The organism is Rhodopirellula sp. MGV, assembly GCF_002251265.1.
Classification (GTDB): domain Bacteria; phylum Planctomycetota; class Planctomycetia; order Pirellulales; family Pirellulaceae; genus Stieleria; species Stieleria baltica_A.
This window is the reverse complement of the sequence record NZ_NPDI01000050.1, coordinates 15,062-34,520: the sequence shown is the minus strand read 5'-3', so window position 1 is coordinate 34,520 and position 19,459 is coordinate 15,062. Positions and strand designations below refer to the sequence as shown.

Sequence of the window (19,459 nt, the reverse complement as noted above, 5' to 3'; positions counted from 1 at the left end):
ACCGACGACGAAGTCAAAAGAAAACGCCGAACAAGACATGCAAAGTCTTCTTCGGCGTTTTGTCGTTTCTCGTTAACAGGCTTGGCCCGTCCAGGCCATTACCCCAGTTCGGACTGATCACTCGCAAGCAGCGAGAACACATCGTCGTCGTCGTCAGAGTCGGTGCTCATCAAGCCAACGGCAGCTCCCATGTCGCTGAACGCGGCATCGTTGGTCGATGCGACGGCCACTTGCTCACCTTCCGAATTGACTTGCGTTCGCATACGGGCCAGGTAGTTGATCACCATCAAGGCGTCCATCGGCGATGTTTGGAAGTCACCGTTCACGTCGGTGAACTTGCTTGATCGAGCCTGTTCGCCTTGACCTTTGAGTGCCAAGGAGTTGATGACCGCCAAAGCGTCCGACGGAGTTACCAAGCCGTCGTTATTGACGTCTTCTGCCATCGCTTGGTTTTGCAACGCACTGACAGGATTGATGGTGATGCTCAACGTGTCATATCGAATTTGATCGACTGGCACTGGGGCATCACGATCGAACAGCAGCGTGTCTTGGAACGGCTGGGAATCGGCCGGGCTGCCTTGTACTCGCGTGGTTGTGGTCGACGTTACGGTTCCTGCGGTGAAGTAAACCGTTGCCATCAAGTTGGGCTCGTTGACGTTGCCGTTTTGAGCGACCGATTGCAGCAACAACGAACCGAATTCGTCGATGATGCCGTCACGTGCGGCAGTTCCAACACCTGACGAGGTGTCAAAGTCACTATCGAATTCCACGTCGAAATCGAAGCGATTGCCGGTCGCTGGGGCAGGACTGATTACGCCCGAGTCGTACAGCATGTCGAGGTACGCGGCGAAGACAAACGTGTTGCCGGCATTCAGAGTACGCAGGTCCTCGGTGTAGACTTCGACACCGAAGGTCTCACCAGAATTGACCGATGTAACAGGGAGTCCAGCTTCGTTCACCAGTCGGAACGAGATGTCGACCAAATCGTTGAACAACGAGGGGGCACCGAGCTTCATCGTCACTTCGGCTTCGCTGTAGACACCGTCACCAGAGACGATGAAGTACGTGAAGCTATCGAAACCATTCGCATTGGCATTCGCGGTGTAGACGACCGTATCATCCGTCAAATCGCTTGGCGTGCCGTTGTCGTCGAAGCTGGCAGTTCCCAACAACGGATCGATTTTGATACCGCGGCTAGTAATCGTGTTGGTCGGACCGAACAAGTCATTTCCAAGCACGTCCAGCGTGTTTGGCCCGTTCATGGTGTTGATCACGACACCGTTGCTGTCGCTACCATCCATGAACGCGTCATCGATCGCACTGGAAAAGTCATCCGACTCTGGGAAGATCCGCAACTCGGTGCTGCCCAAACGCTGTTGTGCGGGCGTCAACGCCACGTCTTCGCCGATCAGAATCGTTTCGGCGACAGCAGTATCAGCGGGGTCGGCGGAGAAGATGGCGATCCCGGGCGACACAGCGGTCATCCGCAAAGTGAACAACTCGGCAGGTTCCGAGTGAGTCTGCAGGTTGCCGTTGCCTGGAATCGGTTGAACGGCCCCAACTTCGTTGATAATACCGGGCACGTCGGCTGAACCAAGTTGGAATCCGCCGCCCTGGAAAATCGGCCCGAACGTGATGTCGAATGGGAACGAATCAGTGTCATCGGTGTCCTGAGTCGAAACTAAACCGTCGGTGTAAAGCAGGTCCAAGAATGCGGACGCGACGCCTTCGGGATCGAACGGTTGGTTATTCAGTTCTTGAACATAAACACGGACATAGAACTCGTCGCCGACTTGAACGTTGGCAATCTCTTCATTGTTGACAACATCGAAGGTCTTGATTGTGAAATCGACCAAGTCGTCGTTGCGTGCACCCGGCTGTGAATTGACCGTCACCGTCGCGGTACTGTTGACACCATTGGCGTCTTGAATGGTGTAGTCGAATTGCTCGGTACCACTGAAACCTGGCGTTGGCGTGTAACGGATCGTTTGTCCGCCACCTTCCATCGAAACGCTGCCGCCTTGATCGCCTGCGGTGACGGAGATGATTCGCAATCCGCCGGCGATACTGGGCACGTCGTTATCCAAAACGTTCAACGGCCGGTTGTTCGAACCCTGTGGGATGTCAAAGGTATCGTCGATCGCGATCGGAACGTTGGACTGGAAACTGACCGTTACAACGACGTCCGCCGTGTATCGGTTGCCAACTTGGTCTTCGACAATGTATTGGAAGACGTCACGCCCGGTGAAACCGTTACGTGGGGTGTAGAAGATCGATTCGCCGTCGCCCGAGATCGTTGCGACGCCGTTTGTCCCGTTGGTATTCAACGCAACAATCGAAAGCTGCGTCAGGCTGGACTGGAAGTCGTTTGCCAAGACCTCCAACTCGTTCGAAAGCGAGTTGCGAGAAACGGTGAAGGCATCGTCATTCGCGACTTGAGCCTGCTGCAGAATCTCGAACTGATAATCTTCGACTTCACCCAGATCGGCTGCACCGCCAGGTCCCAATCCAGCCGTTGGGCTGTAGCGGAATCGAGCATAGGTGTTTCCAACAACGGCCGAACTCGGCACGTCAATTGGCAGGTTGGAAACCCCATTGGGAACCAGCAAATTCGTGAAGATTTGCTCGCTGGCGTCAAAGGTACCGTTCGCGTTGAAGTCAATCCAACCTTGCAAGTAAGCAGGCTGTGTGGACGTGTTACGAGCCGTCACTTGGATCTGTGCGGTACCACCTGGGCCGAGTGGCGACAGCAATTGGATACCGTCTTCGTCATCAACGTTGTTGTTGTCGTCACCCAACGCGTTGCTAGATGGCATCCCATCCAATTCGCGGTCAACCTCTGCTCCCAATCCGATTGCAAACGAGGTTCCGTGGCTTGGACCACCACTTGCGATCAGCGTTTGATACGAATCAGGCGCGTCACCATAGTCACGCGACGGAACGTTGCCAAAGTTGTAGTTGTCCGTCAGGGCGACACCGTTGTACGTCACCGTGTGGAAGCCAGCTGCCGGGAAGGACTGCTGGAACCCTACTTCAACGACTTCCCGAATTCGATACGTGCCTGGGCCGGGGAAATCGATCGTGTAGCGTCCGTCTGCATCGGTGTAGTCAGCCGGTTCGCCAAGGTCAGGACGACCGTCGTTGTCCAAGTCGAGGTAGATGTAAACGCCTTCAAGACCCGACTCATTGGCATCGAACAAGCCATTGCCATTCATGTCGGCCCACTTCACGCCAGCAACGTCCGAGATCACCTTCGTGAATCCGAAGTTGACATTGGTCGCGCCCGCGGTGACCACTCGTTCGGTCGCAGTGCTGGCGGCATATTGTTCTGGCGTTTCTGCGACGACGGTGTAGGTCACCCCCGGGGCAACGTTCAACCGGTAGGAACCGTCTGAACCAGAGATTGCCGATGGCTCAGTCGCATCGTGAACACGGTCACCGTCGAAGTCCGCGAACACCATGACGCCGGACAATCCCGAATCGCCTGCGAAGTTGCCGTCACGATTGGCGTCGTTGTAAACACGTCCTGTGATGGACGACGTCACTGCACCGGTTGCCAATTCGAAGGACAATGAGGCCGCAGTACGCGTGTAACCGAGGTATCCGGTTGTCGGATCGAATTGGTCTTCAACGGCGAAAGCGGCGGGAACGTCATCCGGCGTCCCCAAGATTCCGTCGTTCCCGGTGCCGATCAGATTGTTCGCCGAAAGCTGCGATCCGCCCGTATCCATGATGTTACGGGTCAGGTTCGTGTTCGTCGTGTGCCATTCGCCGAACGTGTGTCCCGCTTCGTGAGAGATCACACCGCCGAGGAACTTGGAAATCACATCCAGTTCGCTGAAGGTAGGCGACCGTGGCGTCGCGGTGGTGAATGTCGAGATATCGTCCAGATTGACGATCGCGATTTCGCCCGGACGGAAGTTGCCGACGTCGATCGATTCCGCGATCCCCACAGTTTCCTGACCGGTCGTCGCGATCAGTGTTCCCACCAGCATTCGCGTGACAAGTGGGTTGTTTGTCAGGTCGGTGTCGCCTACGGCACAAGAACTACGATCGCCAAACTCTGGACATTCCAGCGAGCTGACAACCGTGATACCGAACTGACCACCAACGCCAGTCGCGTCGTAGTCACCGTTATTGCCATTGGTGACGATCGTGTCGAAGTGATCACGAACTTCGTTCAAGACGCGCTGCTGAAGCAACACACCATCGGTGGCCGTAGGGTTGGTGAACCCCAACGTTTGCAGATTGTCGACCAAGCGATCTGCCCGAACCATTCCCAATGGCAATGTCGATCCACTGATTTCGCTGGTCGGATAGAACCCACCGTCGAAATCGAGGTAAAGAATTTGCTGAGCACCGAGTGGAGCTTTCTCGATAGCCGGACGGTAAACGCGCAAGCCCATCGTGTAATCGTTGCTGGCAAACGATGGCGCCAGCGCGATGTAGTAGCGTCCGGTTTCCGGGACAACTTGAGCCGCGACTGCACTACCAAACGTTTGCAGCGGCGAACCCTTTGCGTAGATCGACTGTCCCGTCAACGGATCGATCAATGCTTGGTTCGCATCGGTACCGAACCAGAATCGCCCAGGTGCTTGCGTACCTGTGCCGTACTGGACGCTGATGTTCCCAGCTGAGCCGGTCAAGGCGATGTCCAGAATGTCACCCGCTCGCAAATCGACCGAAAAATAATCCACGTCGGTCAAGATCTGGTTCTGGGCGTTGACAGACAGGCCGATCGTTCCGGACACATCGATCGTGTCGTCTTTGCCTGGCAACGTACCCAAATTCAGATGCTGGGCCGTCGCAATGTTGTCGTTGCCGCCACGAGCGCCGGCCACTTCGACTTCCCCGATCTGTACCGCAGGTACGGTACCGATGTTTCGCGGCATTTGTGCCGCGAACAAGGCCGGGTCGACAGGGACTGGGGTGAAGTCTGTGTCGCTGGCCAGGAGGCGCCGGCCCTCCAGATTCTCCATCAACAACCGCCGCTTTTGCCCAGAACGCGCAGTTCGCTTTCGGTTGCCCTTGGCCGTATCACGGCGAGTAGAATCAGAAAGTGTTCGTCGGATCATCGAAGGTCTCTACTTATAAACCCGGCTTGGCGTGGATCAGAAAAGCGGGCAAAGTCGCGGGACAGGTTGGGAATATTCGCGAGTCGGGCAGTGTAATTCCGCCAAACTCACCGAGCTAATTAAATCCATTCTCTTATCAGCCACAGCGTCTCGAATTCGCACCGAACGCTGCAGCACGGAGCTGACGCACGTCTGTATGACATCGGACATTCGAAAGCCGAGCATTGCAAAATACGTGTTGCTCGCCCAATCAGAAGGATGGGTAAAATACGAAGCCTGAGGCGATTGGATAAGGGTTGGCTGCGATTCTAGTTGGGGCGAGTAGTGTGTCAACGAATCACCCCGCTCTGACGCCGCTGTCAAATGCGAAGTTCCTCAGTAAATCCTTGGAAATGCCCGATTTCCGCTCAAAGTGTCGGTCATCCCCCAGACGCTTGACTTTACCAAAAACACGGCCAATTCTTTCGATTGATGCTGGGTGAAAGTGCGTTTCGTCGGTGGGTAACGGATCCGAAACGAGCGCAAAAAGAAAGCCGGCTGCGAGATTTCGCATCCGGCTCCGCTTGTAATTATTCGAACCGCTTTCGCTATGCACCGATTGTGACGGTTGTTCGGCGAGCTGGACTAGCAGCCAAGACTCGGCTGGCTTCCATTGCACCGAACATCGCTGCGGCGAAGAAGAAGTCGCCAGCAATGGTGTACTGAAAGAACGGAATTGCGGCGGTGTAGCACGCGATCAGCCCCTCAATGCTGGTGGTGTACCAAGGCCCCAGCCAGACACCGAAATTGCTGAGCAAGAAAAATGTCGTTGATGCACCGGCAACGACAAAGGGAAATCGAAGCCACGAAACGCGCGACTGGGCAGATTCGCTACCGCTTCGGACGTGACGGCCGATCGCGACCGACGCCAGCATTCCGGCGTAAACAAACGCCATCTGCTCTGGACGATAGAACCCCATGCCAGACACCGAAAAGACCTGACCAATGATGTCGCTAATCAGCAGCGCCAACAGCGGCAACAAATACGCACGACGGCCGGCGACATAGCACCCCGCAAATAGCCCCAACGCGCCGATGCAGGCGAAGTTTGGTGGGTGCGGCAAAAATCGGGAAGCGACGGCAATCAGTGAAAGCACGTAGATCATGTGTGATCATCCATCTTGGTAAAACGCGGCTGAGAGACAATTTCTACCCGAGACGGTTGCAAATCGAAAGCCCTTTCAGGCTCCGATGATGCCCCCAATGACAAGAAACCCGCCAAGTCACTAAGGACACAGCGGGTTTTCGATTCAGCGGGGCATTGAAGCAGGTTCGTCCGGCGGGCAGGCGATCAGGTCAATTGACTAGGGCAACGCCGTCAGGGTCGCCATCGACACGGCTTGTGCCACAGCCGCTTTTCGGTTGTACGGCGGACGCTGCAGAAATGCTGGGACGCATGATCCCGCGCGGTAGTACCCAAGTGTGTACTGACACTCATACGGCGGCGAGATCGCGACTTGGTATGGCAACATGGCAAATTGCCCCGCAAATCGCCCAGCCGAAACGAGCGGTTGCATGTGCGGAAAACGCGACTGACCGTGGCGTTCGAGCATCCGGTCTTCAAAGTACAACGGGTGCGAGAACGTATTGGCTGCCGCCCAGTAACGCTGACTCCAGTACCAAGTCGATGCTCGCTCCGCACCGCTCTCAGGCAGCGCGACGGGCGCCGCTTCGGCACCTTGACGGAAACCGTCTGGCGTTTCGCCGTTGCCGATCTTTGCCGTTTCGGTGGTCAAAGCCTCAATCGGGGGCAAGGCAAATCGACCTTCGGTGAACTGCGTCACACGACCGGCAAACAGCGATTCGTTGCCATCGGAATTGCCTACCGACGGCGAGTTGTCGCCAAGTTTCACGTCGTCGCTAGCGTTTCCGTTTTCTTCGGCGAGCATTTCCAACGCATCGCGAAGCGTCTCGTCACTGTCGCCGCTCAATGTGGGCGCCGCCTGTGCGGATTCCGTCGCCGGCTGATTCAATTCGTCCTGCGGCAACATCGCCCAGCGGGGAGCATCCAATCTGACCGTTGGAATTGGCTCGTCGGCCCACACTGCGCTGTTGGAGCACACGCAGTTGCCCGTCGCCACGACTGCCAATGCAACGATTCGCAGTGCAATGTTTCCAGTAATGGTCCGTCGCATATTTCGTTTCATCCTTGATAGTGGAGGCGAGCGATCACTCAAACAACTCGCCCTAACTCAAGGCAACACCGCTACGAGCGAATCCGTGCTCCGGCGGTCTTACCACGGTTGTCATTGTTCCCCACGTCAATGCGGGTGCTAAATCGCTGACAATCCATCCTGTGTAATCGACCGATTCGAATCGCATCCCGCACCTCGTCTCGGGAATCCGTGACAATTCGCAATTCGGGAACGACCGTTTCAGTCCTCAAAGTCGTTCTCGCGGCCTGTCTCGAAAAATTTCAGCGCCGCGCTGTTCATGCAGTACCGTTTGCCCGTTTTGTCTTGGGGACCGTCATTGAACACGTGTCCAAGGTGTGCATTGCAGCGACTGCAGTGGACTTCCGTACGAGTGTAGAAAAAATGGTGGTCGTCCTTGTAACCCACATGATCCGCCTTGATTGGGGCATAAAAACTGGGCCAACCCGTCCCGGATTTATACTTCGTTTCCGATGTAAACAGAGACTGCTCGCAGACGATGCACCGATACAGCCCGCTCTTTTTGTTGTTCCAGTAGAGGTTGCGGAACGCCGGTTCGGTGCCTTCGCTCTGTGTCACTTTGTATTGCATCGTCGAAAGCTCACGACGCAGCACCGCCTTGCTTTTGGGTTCGTATTCCGGCTCTTTGACTTTGGATTCAGTGGCGTCCTTCTCCACTTTGTCGCCGTCTGCTCCTTCCGCGACATCCTTCACGGCCGATTCGCTGCCGGAAACAGATTCTGGAGTCGATGACTCCTGAGCGCCGAGCGGAGAAATCGCAATCCCCATCACGCCCCCGCATAGCAGCACACAAGACAGCACTGCTGGGGACCATGTAGGTTTGATCTTTGATACGATTGGCATGGCATTTCCTCTAATGTGCAAAACCGATTGGTTGTCTGCTGGTGAAATGCCCGAAGGTCCGTGTCTCCCGCCTGGCTACACCAGCGATCGTTCCCCCTCTGCCCGCTCAATTGTATGTCGCATGTTCGGCTGGAAAATCTCGTCTTTGGATTTGGGAGTGTCCCAGTTCTCGATCAACTGTCGTTGGAGGTTGGGGCGGGGGAATACACCGTGGTGCTCGGGCCTAGTGGATGTGGAAAGTCTTCGCTGTTGCGACTGATCGCGGGCCTTCTCAATCCCGCATCGGGGAAGATCTACATCAACGGCGACGACGCCAACCGAACCGCACCACGTAAGCGAAACGTCGCACTCGTCCCACAGGACGGTGGACTGTACCCACACATGACAGTCCGCCAAATCTTGACTCTCGGCGCGAAACGAGGTCACCAAACGTCCGAGTTATCGCGTGCGGTTTTGGATGCGGCCACACTGGTCGAAATCACAGACCTTCTCGATCGACTGCCCGAACAACTCAGCGGCGGCCAACGGAAACGAGTGGCGCTTGCCAAAGCCGTCGCATCAAATGCGAGCGTTCGCCTGTTAGACGAACCATTGTCTGCGATCGATGCATCGACACGGTTTCGAATTGAACAAGACCTCCGCCGTGTGCACGACCAGAGTGGTGGTGCGACAATCCATGTGACACACGATGGCGCCGAAGCAATGCGATTGGCAGACCGCGTCGCCGTAATCGAGGCCGGAAAGATCGTCCAATGCGATACGCCCGAAGAAATTTTCCGCCAGCCTCGTTCACTCGCCGTTGCGTCGGCGCTCGGGACGTCGCCGCTGATCACGGCACAAGTGACCCGCCGAGACGATCGCTGGATCGATGAGTCAGAGGCGGCAGTTGATGGCCCGCAGCAAGACAACGGATGCCAAGCGACGATTGCTTATTACCTGAGTGATTGTCAGCGTCATGACAACGCGAACGCCACCGAATCGACATGGCTGGACCCACAACATGGCAACCGAATCTCGGCTGCCAAGTTGCGTTGGTTCTTTGACTGATCCGCAGCTTAAGACGCGGCAGGAACCGGCAAGTCGGCGACTTGGTACGCTCGCGAGCGGAACAAGAAGTCGATGATGTTGCCCTCGTGCGGCTGCAACCAATTCAAGCGGTTGGTTGGGATCGGTCCAATGTTGACACGATCAATGTCAACACACGCTCCCGCTTGTGCGATCAGCGATTGATCACGTGTCAGCACGGTACCGACCAGGGTCGGACCGATTCGACGAAGCATGTCGGCCTGCGGGCACTCGACCACGCTGACGAACGGGAACATGTATTCCTTCATCGCGACGGCGCGATCCGGCGAGTCGGCATGCAGAACCATGGGCCGCAAGTAGGCACAGTGCTCGCGTTCGATCAGCTTGTCGCCGTATTGTGCGGTCATGTCGGTCACGCCTGCTTCGGCCAAGTCTTGCTCGACCATGGCGTGTGTTCCGGTCGCCATCGCTTTGACGGTAAACGCGGCCAGTTGTGCGTTGTCATCGGTCGGCGGCAGCACGTCGACTGGACCGATTCGCTCGGCAATTGCCTGAGCGATCTCGCGAGTATGTCGACTTGCCCAGATACCGCTGCAGTTGATGCACGATCGACCCGAATTGCTGAGCACGCTTTCGACCATCATGTCGAGGTACAGTTCCCAATCGTCGACGATGTCGTCAGCGATCAAGATCTTGGACCAACCTGGGCCGTGCGCCTGAACCTTGGGATTGCCGGCATGCTGTGCAACCGTTTGCGCGCTACCAAAAATCATACTTCGCGCGGTCTTGGTCATGATCGCCCCACCGGCGTCATGGCCACCGGGATAAAGTCCGAATGCTTCCGCAGGGACACCGGCTTCAATAAAGGCCGACACCATACGGTAAGGCGTCCAAGGCTCTTGCGATCCGGGTTTTAGCGCCAGACCGATCTGCAACGGAATCGCGGGCAGCCACAGCGTATGAACGCCGGGCGAGTTGTTCGGCAGGATCGCACCCAAGATCGGCGTCTGAGCCTGGTAGCTGATCGTCACTCCGCGACCTTCTTCGCCGTAGCCGCGACTGAGAATGTTCAAGTCCAGGCCGCGAGTCAAACAGCCAAGGATTTCGCTCATGTTGGCCAACACGAAGCTGTTCTTCGTCATGTTCGACCGGCACATGTGCTCCGGCAGCCCCGTGCTCGCGGACTGCTGATGAACGAACTGATCGACCGACTGTTTTGAATCACCAACCTGCAGGTCTGCGGTTTCAAAAAGCTCGGCTGCTTTCTTGCACATGTCCAACAGCTCTGCCGGCGTGTACTGCAGCAGTGCTTCGCGGGCCTTGTCCGCTTTCTTCATGTCACGCGCGACGATTCCACCACCGACGGATCCGAATCGGGCGATCGGTTCACCGGTGTCAAAGTGGACGACGTCCTTGATTTCAATCGATTCGTACGGCTTGCCCCAGCGAAGTGGTTGCAGTGTGATCATGTCGGCAGTGAAGTTTGGTTGGAAGGCAAAAAGGCTGGAGTGCACCCGGTGGCGAAGGAACAAGTCTCTTCGCCACGGTGCGAGTGGCTGCTGCCGCGAAAGTTTCGACGGCAGTCAAGTAACGGTCGCTGATTAGTAGACGCCGACCGTGGTGGCACTGGCGAGTTCGTGGAATGGTCGCACGCCGCTGACCCCGTCCCATGGGTACATATCGAACGGAGCTTCGCGTTCGCCTTCGTCGCGTTCCATGAAGCCGGGCACGAAGAACTCGTCAGTCAGCGTGTAAAGCTTGACGCGTCCAGTCTCGCCATAGCCGACGACTTGATTGTAGTCATCGAACTGAACGACCTCTGTCACCGCACGTGGTTGCGGTGCGTAGTAACTGATCTTGTACCCATCAGCCGCAGTGATTGGCTTGCTACAGGCCAAGCCCATCAGGGTGTTACCGTATGTCGGCGTCATGTAAACGCCGCCCTCTTCGACGGGACCGCCGAGCATCTCTTCGACGCAGAATCGCGTCCACTGTGGCGTGAACTCAGTACCGCCAGAGAAGATGCCCTTGATGCCAACTTCTTGCAAACTGGTGCCGCGGTCTTCGAGAGCTTCACCAAGCGACTCGAGCAATTTTGGCGTCGCGAACATGCACTTGATGTCGTGCCCAGCGGTCAAGACTGTCACCGCTTGGTCGATGCAGTGCTTCTTGTACTCTTCAAGATGCTCCATCCAGCCCTTCTTGATCAACTTCACGACCCAGCGTGGGTCCAAGTCGATGCAGAAGCAAATGCCGCCGCGATGCTGTGCCAAGTGTTCGACGGCCAAACGCAAGCGGCGTGGTCCGCTGGGGCCGAGCATCAGCCAGTTGGATCCGCGTGGGAAGTACTCATCGGGAAGCGTGTCGCTAAACAGCTCGTAATCCTTCCAGTGATCCTCGATCACCATCCGACTTTTTGGAATCCCAGTGGTCCCGCCGGTTTCAAAAACGTAGGTCGGCTTGCCGGCGTGCCCTTTCGGAACCCAGCGGGTGATCGGTCCGCCACGCAACCATTCATCTTCAAAGTGCGGAAACTTTTTTAAGTCATCGAAGGACTTCACATCAGTCAGCGGGTCGAAGTTCAGCTCCGCTTTTTTACCCAGCCAGAACGGGCTTCCCGTTTCTTCGCTGAAGTGCCAGTGGACTGTTTTCAAGGTGTGCTCGTTGAGGCGATCAAGAGCCTCGGCAGCACTTTTGGCGACTTCATCGGAGATCGCAGGTTCAGCTGAACTCATTCTATTCGGCGGGTAATCTAGGAGGTGGGACGGATGGTCACTGACCAACAACGGCTAACGAATCAGCCCATTGTTGCGTGCGGTAAAGTGGGATGAAAGAACCCTGCGGCGAAAGATACTCGACACCGCACGGCTTGCGTATGCATCCTAAAAGAAGTACAGCCAATTCCGAGCCCGAAAACTTTGACGATCGGGCTGAATAATCCCGTTGCCCAGCGGTTACAAAATCGCCTTATCTTGCCGACGCCGCAAAGTCTCGCGACATCTGTGAGAATGTCGAAACCGCTGGTCAGGAAATGCAAAAAGCCGCGTCCAACTCGATGGACGCGGCCTACGCTAGCTCAAATCTTTCTTCGACGCGGTCGACTAGTTCGACGCTGGATCGGAAGGACTTGCGATCGGAGGTGCAACGTTGTCGTCATCGTCCGAGGCAGCGATCGCGATCGCCGCACCGATACCGCCGAGGACACCGAGGCGAGCCATTCCGCCACCGCCACCGACTCCGCCGCCACCAGCACCACCGCCACCGCCGACGGGACCGCCCATGCCACCACCGGCAAAGATCGGTGCACCACCGTTGTCGTCATCGGTCATGACGACTTCGTCAGCAACAACAACGTCAGCGACAACTGCGTCCGAAGTCACTGGAGCGACTTGCATGATGAAGGTTTCTGGCATCGATTCGGCAACAACCAAAGTCGACGCGTCGCTGCTCGTCGTCGAAGCTTGAACCATCATTGGGTCAACAAGCTCAACGCCCAACACGCCGAAACCGTCACGGCCTGAGCCGATTACGGTGTAGCTACCTGGCTCAAGTTTCTGAACCGCGAAGTAACCTTCCGCGTCAGTCGTCGTACGAGCGACTTCGCTTCCGTCTTTGTAGATCATCACGTTCGATGCACCGGCACCAGGATGATCCGACAGACCAGCACGAGCCAAACGTCCTTTCATGCCGCCTTCGAATTGGCGGATGCGGATCGACTCGCCGGTTTGGGCGCGGCCCGAAGTGAGTGGGTTTGTCGAAGGGTCAAACACGATGTCGCTGCTGCCTTCGTTGTTTGGCAAGTAGCGAACCATCACGTTGCGAACGACTTTCGCATCGACAGCACCAGCGGCGATCTCGAATTGGTCCTTCAGAGGAACCAACGAATCAACCACGTGCATCGCACAACATGCGAAAGAGTGCTCGCCTTGAATGACCAGTGTGTAAACGCCAGGCCGCACGCCAGTCATGGTGAAGCGACCGGTGTTATCCGATTCAACTTCGCCAACCGCCAAGCTGCCGTTTGCGTTGATAAGGTGTACTTTTGCGTTTCGAACGGCCGAGATGCTGTCGCCGCGGGGCACAACCACGCGGCCCTTCACGGCACCGTTTGAAGCACGTACCCACTGATGTTCAGTCACATCGGCTGCTGACGAATAGCCAGCCGACGCCATCAGGGCGAGCGTTGCAGCAGCACGAGTAAAAAGATTCATTTCCAGCTTCCAGTCAAAGTTGAGCGTTCTTAGTTGCAGGCAAACATTCCTGCTGTTTGACTATAAGTGCAGCAAATAGGGAATTCAACGCTTGCAGATACCAAAATGGCAAAATGGAGAAGATAAAAACAATGCCCTTCTGGGCGGTCTTTCCGGTTTAGCTAATACGAGTGGCTTAGGCCGGTTTTCAGCGCCGTAGAATTAACCGCGCTGACATCTTTTCGACCACGCTTTGCCAGCAATTTGACCACCCTCACGGTGTAGTCGGACTGGCGATAGCAGGTGGCTCCAAATTGTCGTCATCGTCACTCGCCGCAACCGCGATCGCGGCACCGACCGCTCCCAGTCCAATGACGGGGCCTATTCCAGCCCCAGCACCAAGACTTCCTCCTCCGCCACCGCCACCGATTGGTCCTGCACCGCCAGCCCCACCCCCCATCGCGGAGAGTTGATTCGCCGGCACACCGGAGATTGGCGACGTGAGCCCGGCTCCGCCCAGCATTCCGCTACGCGAGGGGTCAAAAACGATATCCAAAGCTGGCGATTCCAGCCCCACCGGGGCCAGCTGGATCGCAAACCGCGTGTGCACGACCGATTCAACTTGCGTGACGAAGTGCTGGTCCGCAGCGTTCACCTGTGCGGTGGTGGTGTGGTCGCCAACGACTTCGAAGCCAGTCACGGCGAGTCCGTCAGGTCCGGCGATGATGATCGAGTATGGGCCAGGCAACAAATCGTCCAGCGTGAAAGTTCCGTCAGCTCGACTGACAACCTGTGCAATTTGATCCAAACCGCTGTAGACAAGCACGTTGTTTTGGCCGGCTTTGGTAAACCCATTTCCCTTATATCCGGCCCGATAGAGCTGACCTTGAAGCTGAGATCCAGAGACGCGAATCAACGACGCACCCGGCAGCTTCGACTCGTTTAGAACCTGTTTTCCGTCAGCAGTCGCAAACGTCGTGGGGAAGCTCACGTCCAGAGGCAGATACCGGGAGACCGCTTTTTGGACCGTCTCCAAACTCAGATGCGCTGGCGAAACCAGGAGCGGCTCGGCGGGCGACGATGATGGACCTCCAACCAAATGGACCGCATAAATTGCGACCAACCCGGGTCCGGTCGCAACGAGCGAATAGGTACCAGGTGCGACGGCGTCAAATTCCAGATCAGTGCCTGAACTGCGGCTCGGATGACCGTCGATGACCGTTCCGTCCAGACTCGTGACGGCGACACGGACCTGGCTGCCCGTTTTATCGTTCGAACCGGGCGGTGGCAAAATCGCCGCACGAAACGTCGTGGAGGATGCATTGTCCGATCCGATCGGGCTCCATTGCTGCGCGGTCAATTCGCCGTAATTCATTCCGCCAGAGCTAGTCCCCCCCGGCGTTTGAGCGTGGCATTGCTGCGCACTGGCAAAGGCATTTGCCATTCCCAGCGCTATGACCAACGCGGCACGACGGAGGGTTACTGGGCGAGATGAACGCATCGCTTGGCTGTCGCGTAACATAAGGGAGCTCTCACGAATCGTTGGGGCATGGTCTTCAGGGCATTGAAAATGCGGTGTCGAGAGAGGAGATCCGACATCACCTGATCTGACGGTAGGATAGTACCGCGTTAAGTAATTCCAAGTCGACAGAGGTGCTCTGAACGTGAATCCCTACTCCGTTTCGTCGGAAGCACCGCTACAAACCGGCATCTTCACCGAGCGTGCTTCGCTGATTGACCGCACGTTTCTTTATCGCGTCATCGAAATCCGATCTCCGCTGGAATTCGAATTGTGTTATTCGGGGTGGTGGTTCCGCCAGTCGATCCAAATCGCTGGCGTGACCGCATGGAGCAAAATCAGTTGGCTGGACATCGATCGAAACGTCGAATTCCGGTTGCCGGAATCGATCGATCCTGAACAGCGGCGGGGGCAGATCGAAATCGATTTCGCCCGCGGCCTGCGAATTAGACGTTTTCGCGTTTGGGTCGCCGACCAATTGGTTTACGACGAAGTGGTTTAGAAACGACGAAAAGCTCGAGGCGCCTTTGGAGCGCGACTCGAGCTGTTCGTGAGCGAGAGCGATCAATTCATTGCTGACTTAACCAGCGGTCTCGCTATTCCTCCGCCCTACGGATGGATTGGTATCTGCTTCGGCCGGGTGTCCGGACTTTGAAGCGTTTGATGAGAGCGTTACTGCACCCGGATAGGTTTGCGTCGCACGGGGATCGGTGCACCGTTGGGGTCAACCAAGTCGGCTTGCTTCATTGACTTCGCCGCCGAACGAACACCGCTTCCGATTGCGGATGGTGTCTCGTAGCTCATCGGCTGGATTACTTGGTCACCCGATTGGCCCGCGTCGTTCGGCACCAGCACGCTGCTTGGCGGCTGGAGCGTATCGATCGCACTGCTGCCGTCTTCGATGCTGTTGGTGGCATCAGGTACAGGCACATAGCGTGGCATCTGAGGATCGGGAGTTAGCAATTCGCCGGTTGAAGGCAGCTCTTGCAGCGAGTTCTGATTGACTTCGGGAACATCATCGACACCCGGAGCCAGGAAGTTCAGTTCGTTGTTAGTATTCGCATTGGCGTTGTCACTGAACCCAATCACCTCGACCGCCCCGTCGGCGTCGCGGACAGGGCCTTGGCGAACGACACCAGGTCGAGTGACGCCATATTCCAGTTGGTATCCGGCGGCACGTTCGCGAGCACGTTCCAACGCATCGCAGTACGCTTTGGTGTTCCAAGGACCTTCACGCAAGGTGATGCCGTTGTTAGCCAGCAAGGTGCCTCGGAGGAAGTCGACGTAGTTGATTGACTTGTTGTATTCGGTCAGTGCTCGGTAATACGAAATCTGGGCTTCGGCACGACGCTGTTGACTTTGCAGCACCACGTTTACGTCGCGGAATCCTTTGTAGTACTCCAGCAGACGGGCGTCGACTTCTTGCTCGCTTTGTTGCCATTCATTGGCTGCGAACTGCATCATCGAGTAGTGACTGGCAACTTTCGCAACCGCGTCGCTCAACTGGCTCACCAGCAATCGCTCGCTATCGGAAAGGTTGTCCTCACGAATCCGCAGGGTCATCTGGGCGTTACGGATCCGCAGGTGCTCGCGACGCAACCCGATCGGCATCGAGATGTCCAAACGAACTTGCGCTTCTTGATAATCGCCACTGGTTAGTTCAGCCAACGCACTGCTGCCATTGGCGGGGAAACTGTCACCACGTCCGGGAGGTCCCAGCGTGTCACCCAAACCGACCCAGCGGTACAGGAACGACAAGTCGACTTGCGGCAGGACTTGGTTCTTGGCCAAGGCCAGTTCCAATTCGCCTTGTTTGATGCGGTATTTCTTTTCACGAAGCTCGGGGCTGAGGTACAACGCCTGAGCGACGGATTCCCACCAGTCGAACTCGACGCGAGCCAATGTGGGTTCGTCGATCGGACGGATCAAACGTTTGTCCGTGGGCGACAAGCCAATCAATTCACGCAGTGCGCGTTCGCGGCCGTAAACGCCGAAGCGGTCGTCACCGGGAAGGTTGGATCCATTCAACGCTGCCGTCAGGCGGCGTTGTTGGTTCCAGTACTGGCTGACAGCTTGCGACAATTCCTGGATCGTGGCGTTGCCCTTTTCCAAATTCAGTTTCGTGAACTGGGCGGTCGCTTGTGCACTGTCACGAGCGATCGTCGCGGTCGAAACCGAACGATAGGAAAGGTACAGGTCCCAGTAGGCGACTTCGACGTTACGGACCAAGTTTCGCACTTGGGCTTCGTAGGTCGCAATCGCGATGTCTTCGTTCATGCTCGCCAACATCACCGGGATGCGGTTGACGAAGGTGCCGCGGTTGCGTGCCAGCGGGTGTTGAATCTGTGCTTCCAACAACGCGGTGTAGTCGCTGGGATACAGACGCGAAAAGCTGCTGATTTGCGAGTTATTACGGGTATAGATCGTCTGTTGACGCAGGGTCGCGACGCCACCGGTGCCCAATCGCTTGCTGATCGCCGATTGTTGGGTGGTGTTTTGGGCAACCGAAATCTGCGGATTGATCGAGTTCCCGGCACCCACGTTCTGTGGTCGGTCGGTCGTCGACAGATCGATGAAGCCACTGGCGACAGCATCGAATTCCGCCAACGCGTCTTCAACGCCGCCAATCTGGTTCGCTCGCTGCACACCACGCGACAACAAACGGTTGCCGGCGCCATCGGTCGTCAATGGGATCGACTGAGTCGTCGTTTGTTGCAACGCGACATCGTAGATGCTACCGAACTGACCCGGTTGGCTGCTGATGAACTGTGCGGCCAGGTTTTGCTGTGTCTCCGAGGTGCCGCCGTTTGCCAGAATAAATCGCGCGTTATTGAGCGCCATCGAGACGCACTCTTCGAGCGACAAGTTCCAGTACTGATAGTCGTGGTTACCGACCGTCAGCGGCGGAAGCGAATCAATCGCCTCCGGCATCGGTTGCACATCAACATCCGGGTATTCAATGGATGTCGCGGTGTCGAGATAGTGTTTGAGGTCTGGTGACTCGTTCACGAAAAACGGTTGCGTTGGCGTACATCCGGTAGCCATCACAATCGCCAGCGCGAGTTGCACAGACGCAGCAAAATGAAATAACGAGCGATTCATGCCCTAAGCTTCCCTAGGTCGAGCCCGAACAGAATATGTACGCGTGAAGGAGGATCACACGTCAATTCAATTCAGACACGAGCAGTCCAAATGGAAGCCCCCCACCAGTTTCTCGCGTCATCGCAAACACGAGAACCTGTCCAGGAGTTGGGTATCGGTGGCAAGGCGTGCAGACTTTGACGGTTCTGTCAAAAATTCGGATTAGTTTCCAAATTCCGCCGTGAAACACGTCCCGTGCGTTTCACGGCAAGCCTTCAGCACTCAACCTACTCCGCCGAGACGTTTTCTTTGGGCGAGAATCGCAAGTAGACGGGGGCCTTCAGGACCGACAACATGCTCAGCTTCTTTTTCGGCTGAGGATCCTTGGCTTGATTGCCTGTTGCGGGGATCACCATTTCCGGAGCATCGACGGCAAAATCGGCGGCCGTCCCAGGCACCTCGTTGCTGGCCAAACCAAAGGGAGAATCCGAATCAAAGAAACCTTGCACGCCGGAACTCTGCTGCAGGACTCCAGCGTGTGATGCTGGCGATGCGAGATTCACTGCGGACGAGCTTGCTTGGTGATGGTGGTGATCCGAAGCCGACGAGCTTTCAAAGTCTTCCTTCGACGGCGCTTCAAGCACCGGGCCGGGGATCTCCATCGGCACTTCCAAGGCGTCGATCTGCTCTTCCAGAATCATCTCTTCGGTTGGTGGCAACACGACACTGGCGGTCGGCGCATCGGTTTGACGGCGCGGACCAGTCAGCAATGCTTCCCAGGGTTTGGGATAGAAATACAGGTCCGTCACACGTTTGTCGCGACACGGTTCGTTGTACAACCCGCGATGCTCGGCGCGGTGCCATGCCATCGCTTCTTGGCTGCTGGGCGCGATGTAGTATGCGACTTTGCCGCCAATGTAGGTGGGGCGGTTGTAAGTCCGTCGGTAACCCGCTGGTAACCGATTGCCGACTGGGCCGATCAAGTCGACGCGTTGGTGAACCGTTTGGTTCTCGCGATCGGGGTGGTGCGCGTCCGCAGCCCCGCTGGCAATTGGCAACGACATGACAAAACTGCCCAGCAATAGCGCGAGGCGTTTTCTGTTTCCGATCTTGGTCCTGAATTGGGACATCCTTTCCCACCTCCGATTGAGCACACCTGGTGTAGTCTGCGCGATCGATTGATCGTGCCATGTCAGCCGTGACCCTTACGTTGCCGACATCGCTTCGGTGTGGCGGTCCCTGCCGTACCGAAGCGAGCGAATGGATCACATGCCCTGGCTCTACTTTTCGACCTGATCGGACGAATTATGCGGACTTTCATTCGAAACGCGGGTTGGTCGGTTAGTAGCGATCATGCGGAGCATCGACGTCGAGTCTGCGGCCATCGAAAGGTTTACTGGCAAAACAGTTCATACCGACTGGGGGCAGTTGACGATGCCAATCACCGTCAGCCGGCCAATCGGTCGGGTGCATCCGATGGATATCGTTTCTGGCAGGGATTGCCATCGCTCC

13 protein-coding genes are annotated in these 19,459 nt (G+C 56.6%); 2 read left to right on the top strand and 11 right to left on the bottom strand.

Features of this window, described 5'->3' with window-relative positions; genetic code table 11:
- Positions 1 to 98: 98 nt before the first annotated feature.
- From CGZ80_RS18015 to msrB, 4 genes are all read right to left on the bottom strand, one after another.
- Positions 99 to 5,075, bottom strand: coding sequence for an Ig-like domain-containing protein (locus CGZ80_RS18015; protein ID WP_094416992.1), 4,977 nt, complete (start codon positions 5,073 to 5,075; stop codon positions 99 to 101).
- Positions 5,076 to 5,662: 587 nt separating this feature from the next.
- Positions 5,663 to 6,220 carry a DUF6580 family putative transport protein gene (locus CGZ80_RS18005; RefSeq protein WP_094416988.1) on the bottom strand — a complete coding sequence of 186 codons (558 nt, stop codon included), beginning with the start codon at positions 6,218 to 6,220 and terminating at the stop codon, positions 5,663 to 5,665.
- Between the two features lie 198 nt (positions 6,221 to 6,418).
- Positions 6,419 to 7,249 carry a hypothetical protein gene (locus CGZ80_RS18000; RefSeq protein ID WP_143544017.1) on the bottom strand — a complete coding sequence of 277 codons (831 nt, stop codon included), beginning with the start codon at positions 7,247 to 7,249 and terminating at the stop codon, positions 6,419 to 6,421.
- 240 nt (positions 7,250 to 7,489) lie between these two features.
- Positions 7,490 to 8,131, bottom strand: coding sequence for a peptide-methionine (R)-S-oxide reductase MsrB (gene msrB, locus CGZ80_RS17995; protein WP_233148501.1), 642 nt, complete (start codon positions 8,129 to 8,131; stop codon positions 7,490 to 7,492).
- A 114-nt stretch (positions 8,132 to 8,245) separates the two neighbouring features.
- On the opposite strand from msrB, the gene CGZ80_RS17990 reads away from it, so the two are divergent.
- Positions 8,246 to 9,178, top strand: coding sequence for an ABC transporter ATP-binding protein (locus tag CGZ80_RS17990; protein WP_094416982.1), 933 nt, complete (start codon positions 8,246 to 8,248; stop codon positions 9,176 to 9,178).
- Positions 9,179 to 9,186: 8 nt separating this feature from the next.
- Here the strand turns inward: CGZ80_RS17990 and CGZ80_RS17985 are convergent, their stop codons facing one another.
- The 4 genes from CGZ80_RS17985 to CGZ80_RS17965 all read right to left on the bottom strand — a co-directional run bounded on the left by CGZ80_RS17985 (position 9,187) and on the right by CGZ80_RS17965 (position 14,848).
- Positions 9,187 to 10,626 (bottom strand): aldehyde dehydrogenase family protein, encoded by a 1,440-nt coding sequence (locus CGZ80_RS17985; RefSeq protein WP_094416980.1) that lies wholly within the window; start codon positions 10,624 to 10,626, stop codon positions 9,187 to 9,189.
- 132 nt (positions 10,627 to 10,758) lie between these two features.
- Complete coding sequence (locus CGZ80_RS17980) at positions 10,759 to 11,892, bottom strand: hypothetical protein (protein WP_094416978.1); 1,134 nt, start codon at positions 11,890 to 11,892, stop codon at positions 10,759 to 10,761.
- A 366-nt stretch (positions 11,893 to 12,258) separates the two neighbouring features.
- Entirely contained in the window at positions 12,259 to 13,368 is a 1,110-nt protein-coding gene (locus CGZ80_RS28080) for a hypothetical protein (RefSeq protein WP_158222757.1), read from the bottom strand.
- Positions 13,369 to 13,621: 253 nt separating this feature from the next.
- Positions 13,622 to 14,848 carry a hypothetical protein gene (locus CGZ80_RS17965; RefSeq protein WP_143544016.1) on the bottom strand — a complete coding sequence of 409 codons (1,227 nt, stop codon included), beginning with the start codon at positions 14,846 to 14,848 and terminating at the stop codon, positions 13,622 to 13,624.
- Between the two features lie 163 nt (positions 14,849 to 15,011).
- Here CGZ80_RS17965 and CGZ80_RS17960 point away from each other — a divergent pair, with 163 nt between their 5' ends.
- On the top strand, positions 15,012 to 15,368 hold the full coding sequence (locus CGZ80_RS17960; protein ID WP_233148500.1) for a hypothetical protein: 357 nt from the start codon (positions 15,012 to 15,014) through the stop codon (positions 15,366 to 15,368).
- A gap of 170 nt (positions 15,369 to 15,538) precedes the next feature.
- On the opposite strand, the gene CGZ80_RS17955 is transcribed toward CGZ80_RS17960, so the two are convergent.
- From CGZ80_RS17955 to CGZ80_RS28075, 3 genes are all read right to left on the bottom strand, one after another.
- Positions 15,539 to 17,968, bottom strand: a complete 2,430-nt coding sequence (locus CGZ80_RS17955; protein ID WP_094416968.1) for a TolC family protein — start codon at positions 17,966 to 17,968, stop codon at positions 15,539 to 15,541.
- A gap of 266 nt (positions 17,969 to 18,234) precedes the next feature.
- Positions 18,235 to 19,011 (bottom strand): hypothetical protein, encoded by a 777-nt coding sequence (locus CGZ80_RS17950; protein WP_158222756.1) that lies wholly within the window; start codon positions 19,009 to 19,011, stop codon positions 18,235 to 18,237.
- A gap of 277 nt (positions 19,012 to 19,288) precedes the next feature.
- A complete protein-coding gene (locus CGZ80_RS28075; protein ID WP_158222755.1) occupies positions 19,289 to 19,453 on the bottom strand; it encodes a hypothetical protein in 165 nt (54 codons plus the stop codon).
- Positions 19,454 to 19,459 lie beyond the last annotated feature (6 nt).

Coding starts and splice junctions, on each gene's coding strand:
- CGZ80_RS18015 (WP_094416992.1), bottom strand. CDS start 5,075: ATGATCCGACGAACACTTTCTGATTCTACTCGCCGTGATACGGCCAAG.
- CGZ80_RS18005 (WP_094416988.1), bottom strand. CDS start 6,220: ATGATCTACGTGCTTTCACTGATTGCCGTCGCTTCCCGATTTTTGCCG.
- CGZ80_RS18000 (WP_143544017.1), bottom strand. CDS start 7,249: ATGCGACGGACCATTACTGGAAACATTGCACTGCGAATCGTTGCATTG.
- msrB (WP_233148501.1), bottom strand. CDS start 8,131: ATGCCAATCGTATCAAAGATCAAACCTACATGGTCCCCAGCAGTGCTG.
- CGZ80_RS17990 (WP_094416982.1), top strand. CDS start 8,246: ATGTCGCATGTTCGGCTGGAAAATCTCGTCTTTGGATTTGGGAGTGTC.
- CGZ80_RS17985 (WP_094416980.1), bottom strand. CDS start 10,626: ATGATCACACTGCAACCACTTCGCTGGGGCAAGCCGTACGAATCGATT.
- CGZ80_RS17980 (WP_094416978.1), bottom strand. CDS start 11,892: ATGAGTTCAGCTGAACCTGCGATCTCCGATGAAGTCGCCAAAAGTGCT.
- CGZ80_RS28080 (WP_158222757.1), bottom strand. CDS start 13,368: ATGAATCTTTTTACTCGTGCTGCTGCAACGCTCGCCCTGATGGCGTCG.
- CGZ80_RS17965 (WP_143544016.1), bottom strand. CDS start 14,848: ATGCGTTCATCTCGCCCAGTAACCCTCCGTCGTGCCGCGTTGGTCATA.
- CGZ80_RS17955 (WP_094416968.1), bottom strand. CDS start 17,968: ATGAATCGCTCGTTATTTCATTTTGCTGCGTCTGTGCAACTCGCGCTG.
- CGZ80_RS17950 (WP_158222756.1), bottom strand. CDS start 19,011: ATGTCGTTGCCAATTGCCAGCGGGGCTGCGGACGCGCACCACCCCGAT.
- CGZ80_RS28075 (WP_158222755.1), bottom strand. CDS start 19,453: ATGGCAATCCCTGCCAGAAACGATATCCATCGGATGCACCCGACCGAT.